Source organism: Diaphorobacter sp. C33 (assembly GCF_030503915.1).
Taxonomy (GTDB): Bacteria; Pseudomonadota; Gammaproteobacteria; order Burkholderiales; family Burkholderiaceae_C; genus Diaphorobacter; species Diaphorobacter nitroreducens.
Genome location: NZ_CP129980.1, coordinates 2,112,283 through 2,130,758, shown reverse-complemented (window position 1 = coordinate 2,130,758; position 18,476 = coordinate 2,112,283). Strand labels below are relative to the sequence as shown.

Annotated in this window: 30 protein-coding genes and 1 pseudogene; 4 read left to right on the top strand and 27 right to left on the bottom strand. The window is 60.3% G+C overall.

Going from position 1 to position 18,476, the window contains the following annotated elements; genetic code table 11:
• The first annotated feature begins 1 nt into the window (after window position 1).
• Together QY917_RS10130 and QY917_RS10125 are read left to right on the top strand one after the other, a co-directional pair.
• Complete coding sequence (locus QY917_RS10130) at window positions 2–1,279, top strand: RsmB/NOP family class I SAM-dependent RNA methyltransferase (RefSeq protein WP_123676260.1); 1,278 nt, start codon at window positions 2–4, stop codon at window positions 1,277–1,279.
• Window positions 1,280–1,411: 132 nt separating this feature from the next.
• Window positions 1,412–2,623 (top strand): fatty acid desaturase, encoded by a 1,212-nt coding sequence (locus QY917_RS10125; protein ID WP_123676261.1) that lies wholly within the window; start codon window positions 1,412–1,414, stop codon window positions 2,621–2,623.
• A gap of 135 nt (window positions 2,624–2,758) precedes the next feature.
• On the opposite strand, the gene rpmG is transcribed toward QY917_RS10125, so the two are convergent.
• From rpmG to trxB, 3 genes are all read right to left on the bottom strand, one after another.
• Entirely contained in the window at window positions 2,759–2,929 is a 171-nt protein-coding gene (gene rpmG, locus QY917_RS10120; RefSeq protein WP_011806495.1) for a 50S ribosomal protein L33, read from the bottom strand.
• Window positions 2,930–2,949: 20 nt separating this feature from the next.
• Window positions 2,950–3,183 (bottom strand): 50S ribosomal protein L28, encoded by a 234-nt coding sequence (rpmB, locus tag QY917_RS10115; protein ID WP_003058229.1) that lies wholly within the window; start codon window positions 3,181–3,183, stop codon window positions 2,950–2,952.
• 233 nt (window positions 3,184–3,416) lie between these two features.
• Complete coding sequence (gene trxB, locus QY917_RS10110; protein WP_011806494.1) at window positions 3,417–4,370, bottom strand: thioredoxin-disulfide reductase; 954 nt, start codon at window positions 4,368–4,370, stop codon at window positions 3,417–3,419.
• Between the two features lie 292 nt (window positions 4,371–4,662).
• On the opposite strand from trxB, the gene QY917_RS10105 reads away from it, so the two are divergent.
• Window positions 4,663–6,993, top strand: coding sequence for a DNA translocase FtsK (locus QY917_RS10105; protein WP_011806493.1), 2,331 nt, complete (start codon window positions 4,663–4,665; stop codon window positions 6,991–6,993).
• A gap of 61 nt (window positions 6,994–7,054) precedes the next feature.
• Entirely contained in the window at window positions 7,055–7,687 is a 633-nt protein-coding gene (gene lolA, locus QY917_RS10100) for an outer membrane lipoprotein chaperone LolA (protein ID WP_041839072.1), read from the top strand.
• A 60-nt stretch (window positions 7,688–7,747) separates the two neighbouring features.
• On the opposite strand, the gene QY917_RS10095 is transcribed toward lolA, so the two are convergent.
• The 24 genes and pseudogenes from QY917_RS10095 to QY917_RS09990 all read right to left on the bottom strand — a co-directional run bounded on the left by QY917_RS10095 (window position 7,748) and on the right by QY917_RS09990 (window position 18,348).
• The gene (locus QY917_RS10095; protein ID WP_123676262.1) at window positions 7,748–8,413 is read right to left on the bottom strand and encodes a uracil-DNA glycosylase family protein; all 666 of its coding nucleotides are present in this window, start codon (window positions 8,411–8,413) and stop codon (window positions 7,748–7,750) included.
• Complete coding sequence (locus QY917_RS10090; protein ID WP_123676263.1) at window positions 8,413–8,802, bottom strand: DUF488 domain-containing protein; 390 nt, start codon at window positions 8,800–8,802, stop codon at window positions 8,413–8,415. Before QY917_RS10090 ends, QY917_RS10095 begins: the two co-directional genes overlap by 1 nt.
• Window positions 8,803–9,030: 228 nt before the next feature.
• Entirely contained in the window at window positions 9,031–9,702 is a 672-nt protein-coding gene (locus QY917_RS10085; protein ID WP_123676264.1) for a class I SAM-dependent methyltransferase, read from the bottom strand.
• A 101-nt stretch (window positions 9,703–9,803) separates the two neighbouring features.
• Complete coding sequence (locus tag QY917_RS10080; protein WP_103737368.1) at window positions 9,804–10,214, bottom strand: ester cyclase; 411 nt, start codon at window positions 10,212–10,214, stop codon at window positions 9,804–9,806.
• A gap of 310 nt (window positions 10,215–10,524) precedes the next feature.
• A protein-coding gene (locus QY917_RS10075; RefSeq protein WP_085945346.1) for an IS3 family transposase occupies window positions 10,525–11,654 on the bottom strand; the annotation gives its coding sequence in 2 pieces (ribosomal slippage) (window positions 10,525–11,393 and window positions 11,393–11,654; 1,131 coding nt in all).
• 73 nt (window positions 11,655–11,727) lie between these two features.
• Window positions 11,728–11,847: pseudogene (locus QY917_RS10070) on the bottom strand (GNAT family N-acetyltransferase); the annotation flags it as partial.
• A 53-nt stretch (window positions 11,848–11,900) separates the two neighbouring features.
• Window positions 11,901–11,960, bottom strand: a complete 60-nt coding sequence (locus tag QY917_RS17360; RefSeq protein ID WP_353846190.1) for a DUF1010 domain-containing protein — start codon at window positions 11,958–11,960, stop codon at window positions 11,901–11,903.
• Entirely contained in the window at window positions 11,953–12,339 is a 387-nt protein-coding gene (locus tag QY917_RS10065; protein ID WP_148665144.1) for a hypothetical protein, read from the bottom strand. Before QY917_RS10065 ends, QY917_RS17360 begins: the two co-directional genes overlap by 8 nt.
• A gap of 82 nt (window positions 12,340–12,421) precedes the next feature.
• Complete coding sequence (locus QY917_RS10060) at window positions 12,422–12,712, bottom strand: excalibur calcium-binding domain-containing protein (protein ID WP_123675839.1); 291 nt, start codon at window positions 12,710–12,712, stop codon at window positions 12,422–12,424.
• Window positions 12,713–12,791: 79 nt separating this feature from the next.
• Window positions 12,792–13,151 carry a hypothetical protein gene (locus QY917_RS10055; protein ID WP_148061024.1) on the bottom strand — a complete coding sequence of 120 codons (360 nt, stop codon included), beginning with the start codon at window positions 13,149–13,151 and terminating at the stop codon, window positions 12,792–12,794.
• Window positions 13,148–13,405 carry a DUF1010 domain-containing protein gene (locus QY917_RS10050; RefSeq protein WP_123676854.1) on the bottom strand — a complete coding sequence of 86 codons (258 nt, stop codon included), beginning with the start codon at window positions 13,403–13,405 and terminating at the stop codon, window positions 13,148–13,150. The genes QY917_RS10055 and QY917_RS10050 overlap by 4 nt, the downstream gene beginning before the upstream one ends.
• Window positions 13,406–13,480: 75 nt before the next feature.
• Complete coding sequence (locus QY917_RS10045) at window positions 13,481–13,855, bottom strand: hypothetical protein (RefSeq protein WP_148061025.1); 375 nt, start codon at window positions 13,853–13,855, stop codon at window positions 13,481–13,483.
• A gap of 17 nt (window positions 13,856–13,872) precedes the next feature.
• Window positions 13,873–14,118: a DUF1010 domain-containing protein gene (locus QY917_RS10040; protein ID WP_123675840.1), complete on the bottom strand. Its 246-nt coding sequence runs from the start codon at window positions 14,116–14,118 to the stop codon at window positions 13,873–13,875.
• Between the two features lie 16 nt (window positions 14,119–14,134).
• A complete protein-coding gene (locus tag QY917_RS10035) occupies window positions 14,135–14,383 on the bottom strand; it encodes a DUF1010 domain-containing protein (RefSeq protein WP_302076645.1) in 249 nt (82 codons plus the stop codon).
• Between the two features lie 82 nt (window positions 14,384–14,465).
• Window positions 14,466–14,804 carry a hypothetical protein gene (locus tag QY917_RS10030; protein WP_162844578.1) on the bottom strand — a complete coding sequence of 113 codons (339 nt, stop codon included), beginning with the start codon at window positions 14,802–14,804 and terminating at the stop codon, window positions 14,466–14,468.
• 95 nt (window positions 14,805–14,899) lie between these two features.
• Window positions 14,900–15,583, bottom strand: a complete 684-nt coding sequence (locus QY917_RS10025; RefSeq protein ID WP_123676855.1) for an HNH endonuclease — start codon at window positions 15,581–15,583, stop codon at window positions 14,900–14,902.
• A 98-nt stretch (window positions 15,584–15,681) separates the two neighbouring features.
• Window positions 15,682–16,059 (bottom strand): hypothetical protein, encoded by a 378-nt coding sequence (locus QY917_RS10020; protein WP_148061026.1) that lies wholly within the window; start codon window positions 16,057–16,059, stop codon window positions 15,682–15,684.
• A 406-nt stretch (window positions 16,060–16,465) separates the two neighbouring features.
• Window positions 16,466–16,525: a DUF1010 domain-containing protein gene (locus QY917_RS17355; RefSeq protein ID WP_353846190.1), complete on the bottom strand. Its 60-nt coding sequence runs from the start codon at window positions 16,523–16,525 to the stop codon at window positions 16,466–16,468.
• On the bottom strand, window positions 16,518–16,904 hold the full coding sequence (locus tag QY917_RS10015; RefSeq protein ID WP_148665144.1) for a hypothetical protein: 387 nt from the start codon (window positions 16,902–16,904) through the stop codon (window positions 16,518–16,520). The genes QY917_RS17355 and QY917_RS10015 overlap by 8 nt, the downstream gene beginning before the upstream one ends.
• 82 nt (window positions 16,905–16,986) lie before the next feature.
• Entirely contained in the window at window positions 16,987–17,277 is a 291-nt protein-coding gene (locus QY917_RS10010) for an excalibur calcium-binding domain-containing protein (protein ID WP_123675839.1), read from the bottom strand.
• A gap of 19 nt (window positions 17,278–17,296) precedes the next feature.
• Window positions 17,297–17,542, bottom strand: coding sequence for a DUF1010 domain-containing protein (locus tag QY917_RS10005; RefSeq protein ID WP_123675840.1), 246 nt, complete (start codon window positions 17,540–17,542; stop codon window positions 17,297–17,299).
• A 16-nt stretch (window positions 17,543–17,558) separates the two neighbouring features.
• Window positions 17,559–17,804, bottom strand: coding sequence for a DUF1010 domain-containing protein (locus QY917_RS10000; protein WP_123675841.1), 246 nt, complete (start codon window positions 17,802–17,804; stop codon window positions 17,559–17,561).
• Between the two features lie 16 nt (window positions 17,805–17,820).
• Window positions 17,821–18,069: a DUF1010 domain-containing protein gene (locus QY917_RS09995; protein ID WP_302076647.1), complete on the bottom strand. Its 249-nt coding sequence runs from the start codon at window positions 18,067–18,069 to the stop codon at window positions 17,821–17,823.
• A gap of 30 nt (window positions 18,070–18,099) precedes the next feature.
• Window positions 18,100–18,348 (bottom strand): DUF1010 domain-containing protein, encoded by a 249-nt coding sequence (locus QY917_RS09990; RefSeq protein ID WP_302076645.1) that lies wholly within the window; start codon window positions 18,346–18,348, stop codon window positions 18,100–18,102.
• Window positions 18,349–18,476 lie beyond the last annotated feature (128 nt).

The window sequence follows — 18,476 nt, the reverse complement described above, 5'->3', positions numbered from 1 at the left end:
CATGCATCCCAAAGCCCTTGTGGACGCCTGCGCGGAACTCGTCAGGCTGGTCCTTACTTTTGAACACCCGGCCGACGCCGTGGTCTCGCGCTACTTCCGCGAGCACCGCGGCCTGGGCCCGCGCGAGCGCGCCACGCTGGCCGAAACCGTCTACAACGTCCTGCGCAAGAAGCTGTTGTTCGAGCAACTCGCGCGCTCGGGCGCGGGCCCCAAGGAGCGGCGCCTGGCCATCCTGGGCTTTCACGGCCCGCGCGACTTCGTCAAGAGCGCACTGACCGAGCAGGAAAAGTCCTGGCTGGACCAGTGCGACGCCGTGCGTCCTGAAGACCTGCTGGCGCCGCACCGCCACAACCTGCCCGAGTGGCTGGTGGCGCCGCTCAAGGAGCAGCTGGGCGAGAGCGGCTTCTGGGCCCTGGCCGACAGCCTGGCGCAGCCTGCGCCATTGGACCTGCGCGTCAATGCCTTGAAGGAAAAACGCGACCAGGTGCAGAAGGAGCTTGCGCAAGCAGCTATCAAATCCGTAGTGACACCTTACTCTCCCTGGGGACTGCGCATCGCCGGCAAGCCTGCGCTCACCAAGCTGGACGCGTTCACGCGCGGCGCCATCGAGGTGCAGGACGAGGGCTCGCAGTTGCTCGCGCTGCTGCTGGACGCCAAGCGCGGCGAGATGGTGGTGGACTTCTGCGCCGGTGCCGGCGGCAAGACGCTGGCCATCGGCGCGGCCATGCGCAGCACGGGGCGGCTGTACGCCTTCGACGTGTCGGCCCACCGGCTGGAGGCGCTCAAGCCCCGCCTGGCGCGCTCGGGCCTGTCCAACGTGCACCCCGCGGCCATCGCCCACGAGCGCGACGAGCGCGTCAAACGCCTGGCCGGCAAGATCGACCGCGTGCTGGTGGATGCGCCCTGTTCGGGCCTGGGCACGCTGCGCCGCAACCCCGACCTGAAGTGGCGCCAATCGCCCGAGGCGCTGCGGGAGCTGGCCGGTAAGCAGACCGCCATCCTGGAAAGCGCGGCGCGCCTGGTCAAACCTGGCGGGCGGCTGGTCTATGCCACGTGCAGCGTGCTGCCGCAGGAAAACGAGGCCATCGCCGAAGCCTTCGGCGCGGCGCATGCCGATTTCGAGCCGCAGGACGCCGGCGCGCTGCTCACGCAGCTGAAGGTGCCCGATGCCGCACGCCTGTGCCATGGCGGCGCCAGCGGCACTGGATATCTGCGGCTGTGGCCTCATCTGCACCAGACGGACGGTTTCTTCGCTGCCGTCTGGATCCGCCGCGCGTAACTTTCCTACGCGCTGGCACGCAACGCGAAGCCATCCTGGCGGCCGGGCATGTTCCGGTCCGCGGAGACGGCGCCCGACAATGTGGAACGTCGCCGGCTGCGCGGCGGTATTGGATAGTGGATCGAGGTTTGTATGTTGTTTGATAGCGCCGCGTGGAATACCGCGCTCGACTGGCTGGCGCATGGCGCGTGGGACCTGGCCTGGTGGCAGATCGTGCTCTACACCCTGGCCACCACCCACATCACGATCGCGGCGGTGACGATCTTCCTGCACCGCTCGCAGGCGCACCGTGCGCTGGACCTGGGGCCCGTGCCTGCGCATTTCTTTCGCTTCTGGTTGTGGCTGGGCACGGGCATGGTCACCAAGGAATGGGTGGCCATCCACCGCAAGCACCACGCCAAATGCGAGACGCCCGATGACCCCCACAGCCCGCAGACGCGCGGCCTGCGCACCGTGATGTGGCGCGGGGCCGAGCTGTACCGTGCCGAGGCGGCCAACGCCGAGACGCTGAAGAAGTTCGGCCATGGCACGCCGGACGACTGGATGGAACGCAACGTCTACAGCCGCTTCACCTGGCAGGGCGTGGGGATAATGCTGGTCATCAACCTGGTGCTGTTCGGCGCCGTGGGCGCCGCCGTGTGGGCCGTGCAGATGGCGTGGATCCCGTTCTGGGCCGCGGGCGTGGTCAACGGCGTGGGCCACTACTGGGGTTACCGCAACTTCGAGGCGCAGGACGCCTCTACCAACCTCGTGCCCTGGGGCCTTGTGATCGGCGGTGAAGAACTGCACAACAACCACCACACCTATCCGACGGCCGCGAAGTTCTCGGTCAAGCCGTACGAGTTCGACGTGGGGTGGCTCTACATCAGCGCGCTGCAGCGCCTGGGCTGGGCCAAGGTCAAGAAGGTGCCGCCCAAGCTGCGCCTGGGCGCCGCGAAGCCGGTGGCCGACGAAAAGACGCTGGAGGCGCTCATCGCCAACCGCTACGAGGTCATGGCCGGCTATGCGCTCGGCGTGCGCCAAGCCTGCAAGGAAGAGATCGCCGCGCTCAAAGCGCGCAAGGCCGACGTGTCGGCCCTCAAGCGCGCCAAGCGCTGGCTGCACCGCGACGCCGAGAAGGTCCCTGCGCAGGCCCAGCCGACGCTGGCCGAAGTGCGTGCAGCGCACCCCGTACTCGACAAGATGGTCACCATGCGCGAGGAGTTGCGCCAGCTCTGGCTCAACACCTCGCAGTCGCGCGATCAGCTGACCGCAGACCTGCAGGCCTGGTGCCAGCGGGCCGAGGCCAGCGGCATCGCGGCGCTCAAGGAGTTCTCGCTGAAGCTGCGCGCGGCCCACGCCTGAGCGACGCGGCGGCTGGCTGTGACCGCAGTACCGCGGCAACCCGGAAGGGTGCCGCGGTTTTTTATGCCCACGCTGGACATGAAAAAAGCCGCCGGGCGCAACGCCGGGCGGCTTTTTGACAGGAGCCGGGCCGAATTACTTCAGCTTGGCTTCCTTGTACTCGACGTGCTTGCGAGCCTTGGGGTCGAACTTGATGATCGACATCTTCTCAGGCATCGTCTTCTTGTTCTTGGTGGTGGTGTAGAAGTGACCGGTTTCGGCCGTGGACACCAGCTTGATCTTTTCGCGTCCGCCTTTGGAAGCCATGGTTGTTCTCCTTGAGGAAATTAGGCTTGGCCACGGGCACGCATGTCTGCGAGCACGGAGTCGATACCGTTCTTGTCGATCAGGCGCAGAGCGGCGCTGGACACGCGCAGGCGCACCCAACGGTTCTCGCTTTCCACCCAGAAACGGCGGTACTGCAGGTTGGGCAGGAAACGGCGCTTGGTCTTGTTGTTGGCGTGGGAGACGTTGTTTCCCACCATGGGCTTCTTGCCCGTTACTTCACATACGCGTGCCATCAGGACACTCCGATAGTTGCAACGGCTGCCGGCGCTGAAGTCCCGCGAGAGCAGGAGCGTGCCGGTCAGCCTCACCTCGCCAGTTTGAACGGGTGGCGGTAACCCGGTCGCCGCAGCCTTTGCGCTGCAATTTGCAGGCACAGGATTTGGCAAAGCCGCGCATTATAGCCCGAATATCAAAAAACCCCTGCATGCCGAAACCTGCAGGAGCCGGGTGGGCAGGGCTTAGTGCGTTATTCCTGCTGTTCCAGGAAGCGCTGCGCGTCCAGCGCGGCCATGCAGCCCGTGCCGGCGCTGGTGATGGCCTGGCGGTACACATGGTCCTGCACGTCGCCGGCGGCGAACACGCCCGGCACGCTGGTCTGCGTGGCAAAGCCCTTGAGGCCGCCCTGGGTCACGATGTAGCCGTTTTCCATCGCCAGCTGGCCCTGGAAGATGTCGGTGTTGGGCGCATGGCCGATGGCGATGAAGCAGCCTTGCAGCGCGATGTCCTCGGTGTGGCCGTCTTCGGTGTGCTTGAGGCGGATGCCGGTCACGCCGGTGGCGTCGCCCAGCACTTCGTCCAGCGTGAAGAAGGTCTTGAGCTCGATCTTGCCGGCCGCCACCTTCTCCATGAGCTTATCGATCAGGATGGGCTCGGCGCGGAACTTGTCGCGGCGGTGCACCAGCGTCACCTTGCGGGCGATGTTGGACAGGTACAGCGCTTCCTCAACGGCGGTGTTGCCGCCACCGACCACGCACACGTCCTGTTCGCGATAGAAGAAGCCGTCGCAGGTGGCGCAGGCGGACACGCCCTTGCCCATGAAGGCTTCCTCGGAGGGCAGGCCCAGGTACTTGGCCGATGCACCCGTGGCGATGATGAGGGAGTCGCAGGTGTAGGTGCCGCTGTCGCCCGTAAGGGTGAAGGGGCGCTTGGACAGGTCCACCTGGCTGATGTGGTCGAACACGATCTGCGTTTTGAAGCGCTCGGCATGTTCCTGGAAGCGCTGCATCAGTTCGGGGCCCTGCACGCCGTGCACGTCGGCGGGCCAGTTGTCCACCTCGGTCGTGGTCATGAGCTGGCCGCCCTGGGCCAGGCCCGTGATGAGCACGGGGTTGAGGTTGGCACGGGCGGCATACACCGCGGCGGTGTAGCCCGCCGGGCCGGAGCCGAGGATCATGACTTTGGCGTGTTGGGTAGTGGACATGGCTGAAAAGTAAGGTTTTGTTATGCCGGGCGACCGGCGTGCCCCGTAAGAACCTGGGGCCGGGCCCCCCAGTATCAACCGGTCCGCGCGGGCGCCTGCGGTCGGGTTTTCAATCGCGGCCATTGTAAGAAGCCATGAATAACACGGCCGGGGCGGGCGTATCGGCCTTTGCGCTGGCGCAGCGCAGTGACAAAAAGGCGCGCAGCCGGCAGGCCTGGGGCGGGCTGCCGCACGCAGCGCACGGCGCACAGACGCGTCGTCGGCATGGGGTAAGCTTGCGCGCTCTTATCCCATGACGTACTCCCTCAACACCCTGAACGCTTCTTCCTCCAGCAAGTCGGCGCCACGCACCGGCGCGGCGCGCTTCGGCCATGAGATCGGCCTGGTGCTGGGCCTGCTGGGCCTGGTGTTCTGGCTGCTGGCCCTCGTGAGCTATTCCGCGCAGGATGCGGCCTGGTCCACATCGGGTGCGGGCAATGGACAGCCACTGTCCAATTGGGTGGGCAGGCTCGGGGCGTGGCTCGCCGACGGCAGCTACTTCGTGCTGGGCTTTTCCGTCTGGTGGTGCGTCGCCGCGGGCGTGCGCGCCTGGTTTGCGTCGCTGGCGCGCTGGATGCGCGGCGATGGCGCCGCAGGCCACGCGCCGTGGCAGCGCCGCGGCGTATTCTGGGGCGGACTGGCGCTGCTGCTGTGCGCCAGCACGGCACTGGAATGGTCGCGGCTGTACCGGTTCGAAGCCCTGCTGCCCGGCCATGCGGGCGGCATGCTGGGCTATATGACGGGGCCGCTGGCCGTGCGCTGGCTCGGGTTCACGGGCTCGGGCCTGGCTGGCGTGGTGGTGGTCGTGCTGGGCGCGGCGCTGGTGTTCCGTTTCTCCTGGGGGCATCTGGCCGAGCGCCTGGGTGGGCGCATCGATGCGCTGGTGCAGCGCGGCCGGGCGCGGCGCGAGAAGGCCAAGGACGTGGCCGTGGGACGGCGCGCCGCGCGCGAGCGCGAGGAAGTGGTGCAGGAAGAGCGCCACGAGATTGAGGTGCAGCACCCGCAGCCTGTCACCATCATCGAGCCCGTGCTGTCCGATGTGGCGCAGAGCACCCGCGTGGTGAAGGAGCGCCAGAAACCCCTGTTCAGCGAGATGCCCGACAGCAACCTGCCGCAGGTGGACCTGCTGGACGCCGCGCAGGCGCGCCAGGAGACGGTGTCGCCCGAGACGCTGGAGATGACCAGCCGCCTGATCGAGAAGAAGCTCAAGGACTTCGGCGTGGACGTCACCGTGGTGGCCGCCATGCCCGGCCCGGTGATCACGCGCTACGAGATCGAGCCCGCCACGGGCGTGAAGGGCTCGCAGATCGTGAACCTGGCCAAGGACCTGGCGCGTTCGCTGTCGCTGGTGTCTATCCGCGTGATCGAGACCATTCCTGGCAAGAACTTCATGGCGCTGGAACTGCCCAACGCCAAACGCCAGACCATCCGCCTGTCGGAGATCCTGGGCTCGCAGGTCTACCACGACGCCAAGAGCCTGCTGACCATGGGCCTGGGCAAGGACATCGTGGGCGCGCCCGTGGTGGCGGACTTGGCCAAGATGCCGCACGTGCTGGTGGCGGGCACGACGGGCTCGGGCAAGTCGGTGGGAATCAACGCCATGATCCTCTCGCTGCTCTACAAGGCCGAGGCACGCGACGTGCGCCTGCTGATGATCGACCCCAAGATGCTGGAAATGTCGGTCTACGAGGGCATCCCGCACCTGCTCGCGCCGGTGGTCACCGACATGAAGCAGGCCGCCCACGGGCTGAACTGGTGCGTGGCCGAAATGGAGCGCCGCTACAAGCTCATGAGCAAGCTGGGCGTGCGCAACCTCGCGGGCTACAACACGAAAATAGATGACGCCAAGGCGCGCGAGGAACACATCCCCAACCCCTTCAGCCTCACACCGGAGAGCCCGGAGCCGCTGGAGCGGCTGCCGCACATCGTGGTGGTGATCGACGAGCTGGCCGACCTGATGATGGTCGTGGGCAAGAAAATCGAGGAGCTCATCGCCCGCCTGGCGCAGAAGGCGCGCGCTGCCGGCATCCACCTGATCCTGGCCACGCAGCGCCCCAGCGTGGACGTGATCACCGGCCTGATCAAGGCCAACATCCCCACGCGTATCGCTTTCCAGGTCAGCAGCAAGATCGACAGCCGCACCATCCTGGACCAGATGGGCGCCGAGGCCTTGCTGGGCATGGGCGACATGCTCTACATGGCCAGCGGCACGGGCCTGCCCATCCGCGTGCACGGCGCCTTTGTCTCCGATGACGAGGTGCACCGCGTCGTCAGCTACTTGAAGGAACAAGGGGAGCCGGACTACATCGAAGGGGTGTTGGAAGGCGGTACCGTCGAGGGCGACGACAGCGGCTTCGGCTTTGGCGACAGCGAAGGCGGCGGCGAGAAGGACCCCATGTACGACCAGGCCGTGGAGGTGGTGCTGAAAGACCGCAAGGCCAGCATCTCCTACGTGCAGCGCAAGCTGCGCATTGGCTACAACCGATCCGCGCGCCTGCTCGAAGACATGGAGAAGGCCGGCCTGGTGAGCGCACTCACCGCCAGCGGCCAGCGCGAGGTGCTGGTGCCCGCGCGCAGCGAGTAAAGCTGCCTGGGCACGCTCCCTGGCCCGCTGTCCACGCAACCGCTTGCATGGAGAAATGGTGTTGAAGAAAATATTTGCTGCGATTTTGATAGCTGCTGGCGCTGGTTGCGCCTGGGCTGACGGCCTGAAAAGCCTTGAAACCTTCATGAAGTCCGCACAGAGCGGCCGGTCCGAGTTCACGCAGACCGTGACCTCGCCGCCCAAGGACGGCCAGGCGGGCCGCACCAAGACCTCCAGTGGCAGTTTTGAGTTCCAGCGTCCGGGGCGCTTCAAGTTCCATTACCGCAAGCCGTTCGAGCAGCTCATCGTGGCCGATGGGCAGACCCTGTGGCTGTACGACGCGGACTTGAACCAGGTGACCCAGCGCACGCAATCCAAGGCGCTGGGCAGCACGCCCGCGGCGCTGCTCGCGTCCGCGCCCGACCTGGCGGCGCTGCGCGCCGACTTCGCGCTGGAGTCGGCGCCCGAGCAGGACGGCCTGCAGTGGGTGCTGGCTACGCCCAAGGCCAAGGATGGCCAGCTCAAGAGCGTGCGCGTGGGCTTCGCGGGGGAGCAACTGGCGGCGCTGGACATCCTGGACAGCTTTGGGCAGCGCTCGCTGATCCGCTTCACCGGCATGCAGCTCAACCCGGCGCTGCCGGCAGGCACCTTCCAGTTCAAGCCGCCCGCGGGGGCGGATGTGCTCTCGCAGTAGATGCTTCTGTTTCGATAGCTGCTAACGCTTATGGGGTAAGCGCTAGAGCCCTGTTTTGCTCTAAACCGCCAGCACGGTCGCCACGCGTGCCCGCACCAGCGGCAGCAACTCGGACTCGAACCACGGGTGGCGCTTGAGCCAACCGTTGTTGCGCGGGCTGGGGTGCGGCAGGGCCAGGACGGGCGCATCCGGCAGGGTGCAGGTGCCGCGCACGGTTTCCCCCAGCGGCCGGCCACGGCAGGCGGCCAGATGCCAGGCCAGCGCGTATTGGCCCACGGCCACGGTCAGCGCGATGTTCGGCAGCCGCGCCAGCAGCGGCATGCGCCACGCGGGGGCGCATTCGGGACGGGGCGGTGCATCGCCCGAGGCGCCACGGCCCGGATAGCAAAAGCCCATCGGCACGATGGCCACGCGCGCCGGGTCATAGAAAGTCTCGCGCGTCAGCCCCAGCCACGTGCGCAGGCGCTCGCCGCTCGCGTCATCGAAGGGGATGCCCGAGGCATGCACCTTGCGCCCCGGTGCCTGCCCCACGATCAGCAGGCGCGCGCGTGCATCGGCCTGCAGCACGGGGCGTGGGCCCAGCGGCAGGTAGGGCGCGCAGATCGTGCAGGCGCGCACGCGGCGCAGCAGCGCATCCAGCGGCTCGTCGCGGCGTGTTTCGTCGCGCGGCAGTCCGTTGCGCGGCAATGCATGACCCGGCAATTCGTTGCGCGGTGGCTTCGCCATCAGTCCGCAATGCGTGCGCCGGCTTCGGACAGCAGCGCGCGCAACACCGAGCGGTGGCAGTGCGCCTCGTCCTCGCAGTAGCAGCCCACCGAGAAATTGTTGTGCTGCGACAGCGCGGCCAGCAGCGCGATAGTGTGGCGGTTCTCCGGCGTGGCCATCTCCTGGCGGAACTGCTGGGTGAAGGCGGCCCATTCCTTGGGCGTCTGCGCGGCCTGGGCGAGCTTGACGGTCTCGGGACTGGGCGAGAGGTTGGGGTACCACACGTCATACCAGTCCTGCGCCGCGAACTGCTCCTTGGGCACGCCGCGCGGCGGGCGGCGCACGGTGCCGATGCGCGTGCCTTCGTCGCGTGCGCGGGGAGTGCCGAGGCGGACGATGCGGATGGGCATGGTGGGTACAGATACGGGCGACAGGAAGAGCTAACACCTGAACTCAGCCGCGCTGCACAGTGGCGGCAACGCTGCTAGCGTAGCGCGTGCACGCGACCGCTGCCACGAACCAACGTCTGATACTCGCGGTAAGCCGCGCCGGATTGAGAAGCACGGAGGGCAGCCGCAAGCGGAGTTTGCCGGCGTCGGCTTGACCAATTGGTCAGGCAGCCCCAGCCATGCCAATTGTTAGGCATACGCTACCCAACCACGGAACGTAAGAGCGGCGTAGAACAAGGAAACGCGCTTGAAGCCGGCTTTGCGCATCAGTTCTTCGTCCTGCATCGGCGACAGGATTTCCAGCCGCTCACCTATTGCTCGCGCACCAGCTTGAGCCTTCGCAGGGTCTACGCCCGAAGAGGTCGCAAATGCTGCGTAGCGGGAAAGCCAGGCGTTTCGTAATTCGGGCTCTTGATCAAAGCTCAGATGCATGACAACCAGCGGCGCTCCTGGTTTCAAACGCCGGTGGATCTCTTGCAACGTTCTCAGCCGCTCTGGTGCTGATGTGAAATGCAGTGTCTGAAGACAGGATGCAGCGTCGAAGGGATCTTGGGGCGCAACATCAACATAACCCTCGTGCAGTCGGATGCGTGACATCAGTTCGCCAAGGGTTGATCGGGCCAGCTGAAGCATCTCCGAAGAGGGGTCGACGCCTTCGAAGTGCCAGCCTGGCTGGGCTTCGGCAAAACACTTGAGCTCTAAACCACCGCCTGCACCCACAACAAGAACTCTGCCGTTGAATGGCGTATGTTCTGCAAGCAGCAGCGCAGCCATACGCCGCATGTCCAATAGCCCAGGAACGAGGCGACACGTGTTTTGCGCGTAATCAGCAATGTTGTGCGGGTCAGCGTTGGTGGTCATATGCGGGTATTGAGGCGGCCTACGTTGGCGATGAAAGGCGGCGCCCGGTTTGCCGGGTGACGTTCTCTCCATTGAGGCTTAGAGCTCACTTGGCACGGCTGCTACTTCATCTGGGCAATAGCCCCATGAAGATCGGCGTTGCCCCAGTGCTCAACGTATTGGCCATTCTTTATACGAACGATGTCAGTCACGCGGATGGTGATGCGGCGCCCCGTGGGAGGAACTCCGAGGAACACGCCTTGGTGAGTACCGGAAATCGTCTTTCGAGTTACGACCTTGTCTCCTTCGGCGATTTGATCGTGCAACTCGACGGTCAGATCAGGAAGGGCTGGACGAAGGATGTCTGTAAAGAATGCAGCGAAGCCATCGGGCCCTTTGGGCGTATCTGGTGGTGCAGTGTGGTTGACGAAGTCGGAGGCCACCAGTTCGTTGAATGCGTGCATGTCGCCTTGCTCAATGACCTCGCGATTGAAGCGCGCGACGATTTGTTTGTTTGCGGAAGAAGTATTCATGGCAGTGCTGAAATTGCGTGATCTCTAACGTTCAAGGTAAGGGGCGCTTGCACGAATGCGCAAGACGTCCCCATGACTGAGGGGTTAGGCCGCAGATGCATGCGACCCTTTGAGAACCTTGCGCATCAATGCATTCGGGACTGCGACGCCACGGATGACAGGTGTTCGCTGCTCGACGACCTCGAACCCGAAGCTGTGAAAGAACGGCTGGGCAGTGCGACTGACGTCAGATGTGAGTTCTGCGCCCCCGAGTGACCTGCCCCCAATACCCGTACCAGTCGTTTTGAGAAAATCCGCTGGTTAAAGGAGATTACTCCTGGGTTTGAAGCGGCGCCGTTACGGCGCCGCCAGTTGATTGTCGATGTCGCGCTGCGAACTTTGCTGGGGGAATCCGGCCGCAGCTGCTGTGCGGTCTGATCTCGTTGTAGTCAGCCCGCCAGCGCGCAATCTCGGCACGGGCCTGTTTCAGGCTCTGGAACCAGTGCTCGTTCAGACACTCGTCGCGGAACTTGCCGTTGAAGCTCTCGATGTAGGCATTCTGCGTGGGCTTGCCGGGCTGGTTGAGGATATGGCGCACGCCCCTGGCCTGCGCCCACGCCATGAAGGCTCGGCTGGTGAATTCGGGCCCCTGGTCTGTGCGCACGGCCTGCGGGTAACCGCGAAACCGCGCCACCTGCTCCAGCACGCGCACTACGTACTCGCCGCCGATGCCGTGGTCGACGGCGATATCCACGCACTCGTGGCTGAAGTCATCGGTGATGGTCAGGCACTTGATGCGCCGGCCACTGGCCAAGCTGTCGCTGACGAAATCCATGCTCCAGACCTCGTTGACGCTCTGGCATTGGTGCAGCGGCACGCGTTCGAGCTTCAGGCGCTGCTTGCCGCGGCGCTTGCGCACCGACAGCTCAGCCAGCCTGTAGAGCCTATAGACGCGTTTGTCGTTGACCTTCGTGCCTTCAGCCCGCAGCAGGTCCGCAATGCGCCGGTAGCCGAAGCGACGCCGCTCGTGCGCGAGCTCGACGATGCGCTGACTCGTGGCCTGGTCGTGCTGTGCGCGCTGGGGCGGGTGCCGCCAGCTGTCGCGCGACAGTCCCACCAAAGCGCAGGCGCGCCGTTCACTGATCGAGGTCTCTTCCAACATCTTGCCCACCGCGCGTCGCTTCGCCGGTGGGCTCAGCGCTTTACGCCGAAGGCCACCTTCAGCGCCTCGTTGTCCAACACCGCTTCGGCCAGTAGCTTCTTGAGCCGGTTGTTCTCGGCTTCGAGGTCGCGCAGCCGTTTGGCGTCGCTGGCTTCCATGCCGCCGAACTTGGCTCGCCACTTGTAGAACGTGGCCGAGCTGAAACCCTCTCGGCGGCACAGGTCCGCAACGCTCATGCCAGCGTCGGCCTGCTTGATGAACCCAATGATCTGTTCGTCCGTGTACCTGCTCTTGCGCATCGCGCTTCCTCTCGGTTGCGCGGATTCTCTATTGCCTTGGTACGGGTGGCGGGTTGCAGGTCACGAGTTGTCTTGCTTCAGACTCAAGCACTGCCATCAGCGCCTTTCCAATGCCTTGGCGAGGATGCCGACCTGAGACAAAGAAGTGATCGATGTACCCGTTTTCTTGAACATCGGCGTAGCCAACAGGCTTAGGCAAGAGCGCAAATCAAGAATGCAGCGCAGACGCGATTCATTTTGTGTGGCCTAACGGACAAGATAAGCCGCCCGCAGTATGCGGGTCGGCTTGACCGCCGGGTTAGCCACCTTGGCGCTCCAGGAGGTGCCGCGTTAGAGCAACCGAGTAGAACAAAGCTGCGATGACCGTGACAACAGGTAGAACGGCGAGGCCAATAAGCGCGAAGCAAGCAACAAGGGCACCAACAGCCCAAACGAGAGTACGTTGAGCAATGCTGCGAAGCTTGCCGAAGAGGCCTTCTCCATCCGCAAAATCCGAGGAAATTCCTAGCCAAATAAGGAGATTGCAGACGGCAAAGGAACCTCCCAGCATTAGCGATTGATGGAAAAGCTCCGGGTTACAGGGGGAACAATTACCCGATTGTGTCCAGTAAAGCGTATGTTTGTACGCAAAACCAAGTCCACACGGAATTGCAATCAGGGCAAGAGCGATGACAACGAAGCGCATGGTGGGTAATGGCTAACGCCCTGAGTTCAGCCGCCGCCGTAGGCGGTCGGCTGCGACGAATTGTTAGCCCCAATGGCTTGATTTATTTGCACCACTGCTGCTCGCACGGGACACCATCATTGTTCCCGTCCATTTTTGTGCCCGGGCAATTTTTAAGAAAGAAGGTGGCTTCTTCACAAGAAGTCATTTGAGAGCAATGGGTTCGTCCATCGCACTGAAATTTTGGTGTTAGATCAATGCTTCGGTTTCTCCTGGAAGAACCACTTGAAATATCAATTTCTTGAAATTGCTGTGCTGGGCGTTGAGATTGGTATTTTTCATAGCCCTTCCAAACGCCAAAGGCGAGCAGAGCAATGAGAAGGATACGGAACACATTCTCTCCTGTTGACTGGCTAACGTTGGAGGTAAGGGGCGCGCCGAAGGCGCGTCCCGCTTGACTGACGGGTTGGGCTTCATTGTTGTGGCACCAATTGAATGACCTGTTTGTCAGCACGAATCAGCCGGGCGAATTTAACTTCCCACACGCCCCGTTTTTGAAGTTCGATAAATGCGAATGCCGAATCTCGCTCAGCCTCCACCGATAGTTCGAAAGAGGCATCACCATTTGCACCCGAGTATCTGAGGGAATACCCGAACGGTGACAACTTCACCTTTCGGATGGCGCCAATAGCTTCGAGCACCCGCTGATCGTTGCGAATGAAAGTCTCAGCATCAATATATGCATCCGACTGCTGCACCATCCACCATGCTCCAGGGTAGGCAATAGCAGTAACTACTGCCGCAATTAATGCCCATCGCTTCCACTTGTTCATAGTAGTGCCCAACGGCCAAGGTAAGCCGCCCGCCGTAGGCGGGTCGGCTTGAACGCCGGGTTAGACCCGAAGGCCAAAAGGGAACGGCCGAACTCGGACAACGGCGCAGCCCACGAAAAAGCGCTGGGCCACGAAAGCGGCGCAGAGCTGCAAGAATGATAGCTAGTGGCGCTTGCTGCACAAGCGCTAAAGGCCAAAAAGGCTTGAAAGCCCTTGGAACAGGGCCGAGCGCTGGAACAAGTAGCTGCGCGCATAAAGCGGGTGATGGGACTAACGAACAAAGTAAGCGGCTTGCCGAAGGCAAGTCCGCTTGACTGAAGGGTTAGCTCTCACGTGCCGATTACCGACTTGCAGACAGGGCATGAACGTCTCGTCGAACTCAAGCGATTCGTAAGACTCTTCTTGCCCTTAGAGTCATAACAAGCGGTGCAAAACAGGCCCTGTTCGCCTTCGAATTGATAGCAGCCCCACTTTTGGGTGGGCGTCTGCTTGCTCTCAGGCACAGCTGCCTTTAAAGATCGATTTTCTTCCGAGAGAGCTGCGAGTTGTGTTTTTAGCTCGGCGATATGAATCTTGGCATCTGCCAGTTCGCTCGATAGATCGGCCAGCAGGTTCTTGAATTCGGCTTCAGAAATATTCTTTGAAATCTCGCGGAGTCGACTAACAAGCGAGATTGAATGATTGAGCGTCGCTAGTACGTCCATCGGATTTCCTATTAGGGCTAACGGCCCAGGTAAGCCGCCCGCCGCAGGCGGGTCGGCTTGAACGCAGAGTTAGACCCGAAGGCCAACAGGGAGCGCCCAGAATTGGACAAGCGCGCAGCCCACGAAAAAGCGCTGGGCCACGAGAGCGGCGCAGCGCTGCAAGATTGATAGCTGGTAGCGCTTGATACGCAAGCGCTGGGGGCCAAAAAGGCGTGAAAGCCCTTAAAACAGGGCCGAGCGCTGGAACAAGTGGCTGCGCGCATAGAGCGGGTGATGGGACTAACGGGCTAGGTAAGCCGCCCGCAGTATGCGGGTCGGCTTGAGCGCCGGGTTAGACCCAAAGCGCAAAAACGAAAGTGACCGCACAGGCCACGGACTACGAAAAAAATAGCTGCTTGCGCTTGCTGCACAAGGGCTAGAGGCCAAAAAGGATTGAAACTGGCGCAACCCACGCAGGCGAAGCCCGAGCGAACGCCAAACACCCAGCGGATAAACGCTTGCGAGGGTAAATGGCGTTTGAATATTCATGGGCCGAAATGAGCAGGAATAAAAAGCAGGCTAACGCCTGAATTAAGCCGCGCCGCGAAGCGGCGTCGGCTTGAATGAATTGTTAGCCGTCAGCTTTAAGCTGCAAGCCATGATTCTTCTCAAGATACGTGAGCATTCTTTCTAATGCAGACATGACATCCAACTGATTGGCTCCGAAAGCGTAGTAGCCGCTCCTAAGCGCGTTATCTGGAACTGAGTCGGGGATGCTAGATGCACGTATTTTCTGCTTTGTACCATCTTCCAAGCGAACCATCAGAGGGTATCTAAAGCTTCGCCCATCGGCTTCGCGCGCACCGCCGGGTCCGTAGTTCTGAATGTTTCCGTTGTAGCACTCTCCCCCGAGGATGCTTTCGAGTTTAACGAGAACATCTCTTCGAGACTTGGTTAGTTCCAATGGCATCGAAATCCTCTCTGACGGCTAACGAAAAAGCTAAGCCGCCTGCAGTATGCGGGTCGGCTTGAGTGCTGGGTTAGATGTGGTATTGCGGCGTGGCATTAGAAATTCAAACCTTTAGAGATTGCATTTCTAGCAAATGAATCATATGCGGCACAAACCGCTCTCGCATCATTTATAAGAGCATTAGCTTCGTTGTAAAAATGATCGGTGGGATATTCGGGAGGTATTTCGTAATAGTCAGCACCATCCCTTGCTCCGAACGTTTTTTGGGCAAGAGTTCTGCTTAGGCGTTCACATGATGCCAATAATTCCTTGCTGGAATTTTGAAGCTCTGCATCTTGAAATTGAGCGTATGGAGACTGCCAAAAATACTGCAGTTCATGAATTGAATCTACAAAATATTTTTCCAATCGACCAATAAACTCCTCATTCCTAAGTCGAAGAATAACTCCCTCAGGAGGAATTTTATTTTGAAAATACTGAACTGCTTTTATATCAAGTAAATTTAAATTAGGAATATTAATATTTAGTTTATTCTTGTATTCTCTTAGAGATTTTCTGTCAATTTTCCCTGCATGCGCCATCTTATGATGTTTATCGCAAAGCAATATTAAATTATCTATGTTGTTGTTGGCTCGATTTTCATCTATATGATGAATTTCAAGATATGTGTGCTCATTGCAAAAAGTAATGGAGCATCGATGCCCAGCTTGAGTTCTGACGCTCCGATCAATGTCTGCTGGAATATTTGGCCTACCGCCATCGTATTTCTTATCTGCCATTTTCTTAAATGTCAATAATTAAATTTCAGCTGCGTACTTGGTTTTTCTAACGAACAAAGTAAGCGGCTGGCCGTAGGCCAGTCCGCTTGACTGCCGGGTTAGCCCGCACGTGTAGCGTGCAAACGCTTGCTGCGTGCAGAAACTGCGGCGAAAACGGACAGACACGAAACCAACCAAGCAAATAAAGGCTGGCCCCAAACTCCAAACCAAGAGTACAAAAGCGAGCTGAAAAATGCCCCCCTACCAGCGAAAGGCGGATGCTGAGGCTGAATAATCAGGAAAACCACAAATACCGCCATGGCCACTGCAAAGATGAAACAAACACGCTCGGCGGTTTTGGCGCCCGGAACAAACCCACGTTCCATTGATGTTCGCGAGAGCGGTTTAACTGAAGTGCGCCGACGACGATAGCTTTCCCAGATGATGAAAGCTGCAAGCGGACCGAGCGTCAATAAAAGGAACGAAGCCTCAAGCATTTGAGTGTTGGCTAACGGACAAAGTAAGCGGCTGGCCGAAGGCCAGTCCGCTTGACTGAATGGTTAGCCATACGCAGCCAGAAGCCCGTGAGTTACCTGACCGCTGACTTAACAAGCCAGATGAAAAATATGGGCAAGCCTAATCCAATAGCTATACCACTTACGATCATTTTTATATTTCTTCTATTGGAAGCAATTTCTAACTGACTTTGCTTGGTATTTTTTCGGACGCTTCTTAGCAATAAAACTGTGACGAAAAACGCCGTAGTCGATTTTATATACGAGGCTGTATTTGAGCTTTGGACTGCGTCAAATAGTAAAACGGCGACAAGGAAGGTGCCAATGATTGCGATGACTAATTTAAGAACTTTGTGCATGGATGTGGTGTGTGACCTGTTGCCGAAGGCTAACGGACAAGATAAGCCGCCCGCAGTATGCGGGTCGGCTTGACCGCCGGGTTAGCCACCTTGGCGCTCCAGGAGGTGCCGCGTTAGAGCAACCGAGTAGAACAAAGCTGCGATGACCGTGACAACAGGTAGAACGGCGAGGCCAATAAGCGCGAAGCAAGCAACAAGGGCACCAACAGCCCAAACGAGAGTACGTTGAGCAATGCTGCGAAGCTTGCCGAAGAGGCCTTCTCCATCCGCAAAATCCGAGGAAATTCCTAGCCAAATAAGGAGATTGCAGACGGCAAAGGAACCTCCCAGCATTAGCGATTGATGGAAAAGCTCCGGGTTACAGGGGGAACAATTACCCGATTGTGTCCAGTAAAGCGTATGTTTGTACGCAAAACCAAGTCCACACGGAATTGCAATCAGGGCAAGAGCGATGACAACGAAGCGCATGGTGGGTAATGGCTAACGCCCTGAGTTCAGCCGCCGCCGTAGGCGGTCGGCTGCGATGAATTGTTAGCCCCAATGGCTTGATTTATTTGCACCACTGCTGCTCGCACGGGACACCATCATTGTTCCCGTCCATTTTTGTGCCCGGGCAATTTTTAAGAAAGAAGGTGGCTTCTTCACAAGAAGTCATTTGAGAGCAATGGGTTCGTCCATCGCACTGAAATTTTGGTGTTAGATCAATGCTTCGGTTTCTCCTGGAAGAACCACTTGAAATATCAATTTCTTGAAATTGCTGTGCTGGGCGTTGAGATTGGTATTTTTCATAGCCCTTCCAAACGCCAAAGGCGAGCAGAGCAATGAGAAGGATACGGAACACATTCTCTCCTGTTGACTGGCTAACGGCCCAGGTAAGCCGCCCGCCGCAGGCGGGTCGGCTTGAACGCAGAGTTAGACCCGAAGGCCAACAGGGAGCGCCCAGAATTGGACAAGCGCGCAGCCCACGAAAAAGCGCTGGGCCACGAGAGCGGCGCAGCGCTGCAAGATTGATAGCTGGTAGCGCTTGATACGCAAGCGCTGGGGGCCAAAAAGGCGTGAAAGCCCTTAAAACAGGGCCGAGCGCTGGAACAAGTGGCTGCGCGCATAGAGCGGGTGATGGGACTAACGGCCAAGGTAAGCCGCCCGCCGCAGGCGGGTCGGCTTGAACGCTGGGTTAGACCCGAAGGCCAAAAGGGAGCGCCCGGACTTGGACAAAGGCGCAGCCCACGAAAAAGCGCTGGGCCACGAAAGCGGCGCAGCGCTACAAGAATGATAGCTGATGGCGCTTGCTGCAAAAGCGCTGGAGGCCAAAAAGACTTCAAAGCCCGTGGAACAGGGCCGAGTGCTGGAACAAGTGACTGCGCGCATAAAGCGGTTGATGGGACTAACGGGCTAGGTAAGCCGCCCGCAGTATGCGGGTCGGCTTGAGCGCCGGGTTAGACCCAAAGCGCAAAAACGAAAGTGACCGCACAGGCCACGGACTACGAAAAAAATAGCTGCTTGCGCTTGCTGCACAAGGGTTAGAGGCCAAAAAGGATTGAAACTGGCGCAACCCACGCAGGCGAAGCCCGAGCGAACGCCAAACACCCAGCGGATAAACGCTTGCGAGGGTAAATGGCGTTTGAATATTCATGGGCCGAAATGAGCAGGAATAAAAAGCAGGCTAACGGGCTAGGTAAGCCGCCCGCAGTATGCGGGTCGGCTTGAGCGCCGGGTTAGACCCAAAGCGCAAAAACGAAAGTGACCGCACAGGCCACGGACTACGAAAAAAATAGCTGCTTGCGCTTGCTGCACAAGGGCTAGAGGCCAAAAAGGATTGAAACTGGCGCAACCCACGCAGGCGAAGCCCGAGCGAACGCCAAACACCCAGCGGATAAACGCTTGCGAGGGTAAATGGCGTTTGAATATTCATGGGCCGAAATGAGCAGGAATAAAAAGCAGGCTAACTAGAATTAGATCTCTGCATGCTATCGACCCGCCGCGGCCTAAGTCAAGCAGGCTGTCAAGCCTCTCCATAAACGCCCATGGCAGCGGTAATTT

Excerpts from the sequence above, each read along its gene's own strand:
- QY917_RS10130 (WP_123676260.1), top strand. The coding sequence starts at position 2 with ATGCATCCCAAAGCCCTTGTGGACGCCTGCGCGGAACTCGTCAGGCTG.
- QY917_RS10125 (WP_123676261.1), top strand. The coding sequence starts at position 1,412 with ATGTTGTTTGATAGCGCCGCGTGGAATACCGCGCTCGACTGGCTGGCG.
- rpmG (WP_011806495.1), bottom strand. The coding sequence starts at position 2,929 with ATGGCTTCCAAAGGCGGACGCGAAAAGATCAAGCTGGTGTCCACGGCC.
- rpmB (WP_003058229.1), bottom strand. The coding sequence starts at position 3,183 with ATGGCACGCGTATGTGAAGTAACGGGCAAGAAGCCCATGGTGGGAAAC.
- trxB (WP_011806494.1), bottom strand. The coding sequence starts at position 4,370 with ATGTCCACTACCCAACACGCCAAAGTCATGATCCTCGGCTCCGGCCCG.
- QY917_RS10105 (WP_011806493.1), top strand. The coding sequence starts at position 4,663 with ATGACGTACTCCCTCAACACCCTGAACGCTTCTTCCTCCAGCAAGTCG.
- QY917_RS10095 (WP_123676262.1), bottom strand. The coding sequence starts at position 8,413 with ATGGCGAAGCCACCGCGCAACGAATTGCCGGGTCATGCATTGCCGCGC.
- QY917_RS10090 (WP_123676263.1), bottom strand. The coding sequence starts at position 8,802 with ATGCCCATCCGCATCGTCCGCCTCGGCACTCCCCGCGCACGCGACGAA.
- QY917_RS10085 (WP_123676264.1), bottom strand. The coding sequence starts at position 9,702 with ATGACCACCAACGCTGACCCGCACAACATTGCTGATTACGCGCAAAAC.
- QY917_RS10080 (WP_103737368.1), bottom strand. The coding sequence starts at position 10,214 with ATGAATACTTCTTCCGCAAACAAACAAATCGTCGCGCGCTTCAATCGC.
- QY917_RS10065 (WP_148665144.1), bottom strand. The coding sequence starts at position 12,339 with ATGCGCTTCGTTGTCATCGCTCTTGCCCTGATTGCAATTCCGTGTGGA.
- QY917_RS10055 (WP_148061024.1), bottom strand. The coding sequence starts at position 13,151 with ATGAACAAGTGGAAGCGATGGGCATTAATTGCGGCAGTAGTTACTGCT.
- QY917_RS10050 (WP_123676854.1), bottom strand. The coding sequence starts at position 13,405 with ATGCGCGCAGCTACTTGTTCCAGCGCTCGGCCCTGTTCCAAGGGCTTT.
- QY917_RS10045 (WP_148061025.1), bottom strand. The coding sequence starts at position 13,855 with ATGGACGTACTAGCGACGCTCAATCATTCAATCTCGCTTGTTAGTCGA.
- QY917_RS10040 (WP_123675840.1), bottom strand. The coding sequence starts at position 14,118 with ATGCGCGCAGCCACTTGTTCCAGCGCTCGGCCCTGTTTTAAGGGCTTT.
- QY917_RS10035 (WP_302076645.1), bottom strand. The coding sequence starts at position 14,383 with ATGAATATTCAAACGCCATTTACCCTCGCAAGCGTTTATCCGCTGGGT.
- QY917_RS10030 (WP_162844578.1), bottom strand. The coding sequence starts at position 14,804 with ATGCCATTGGAACTAACCAAGTCTCGAAGAGATGTTCTCGTTAAACTC.
- QY917_RS10025 (WP_123676855.1), bottom strand. The coding sequence starts at position 15,583 with ATGGCAGATAAGAAATACGATGGCGGTAGGCCAAATATTCCAGCAGAC.
- QY917_RS10020 (WP_148061026.1), bottom strand. The coding sequence starts at position 16,059 with ATGCTTGAGGCTTCGTTCCTTTTATTGACGCTCGGTCCGCTTGCAGCT.
- QY917_RS10015 (WP_148665144.1), bottom strand. The coding sequence starts at position 16,904 with ATGCGCTTCGTTGTCATCGCTCTTGCCCTGATTGCAATTCCGTGTGGA.
- QY917_RS10005 (WP_123675840.1), bottom strand. The coding sequence starts at position 17,542 with ATGCGCGCAGCCACTTGTTCCAGCGCTCGGCCCTGTTTTAAGGGCTTT.
- QY917_RS10000 (WP_123675841.1), bottom strand. The coding sequence starts at position 17,804 with ATGCGCGCAGTCACTTGTTCCAGCACTCGGCCCTGTTCCACGGGCTTT.
- QY917_RS09995 (WP_302076647.1), bottom strand. The coding sequence starts at position 18,069 with ATGAATATTCAAACGCCATTTACCCTCGCAAGCGTTTATCCGCTGGGT.
- QY917_RS09990 (WP_302076645.1), bottom strand. The coding sequence starts at position 18,348 with ATGAATATTCAAACGCCATTTACCCTCGCAAGCGTTTATCCGCTGGGT.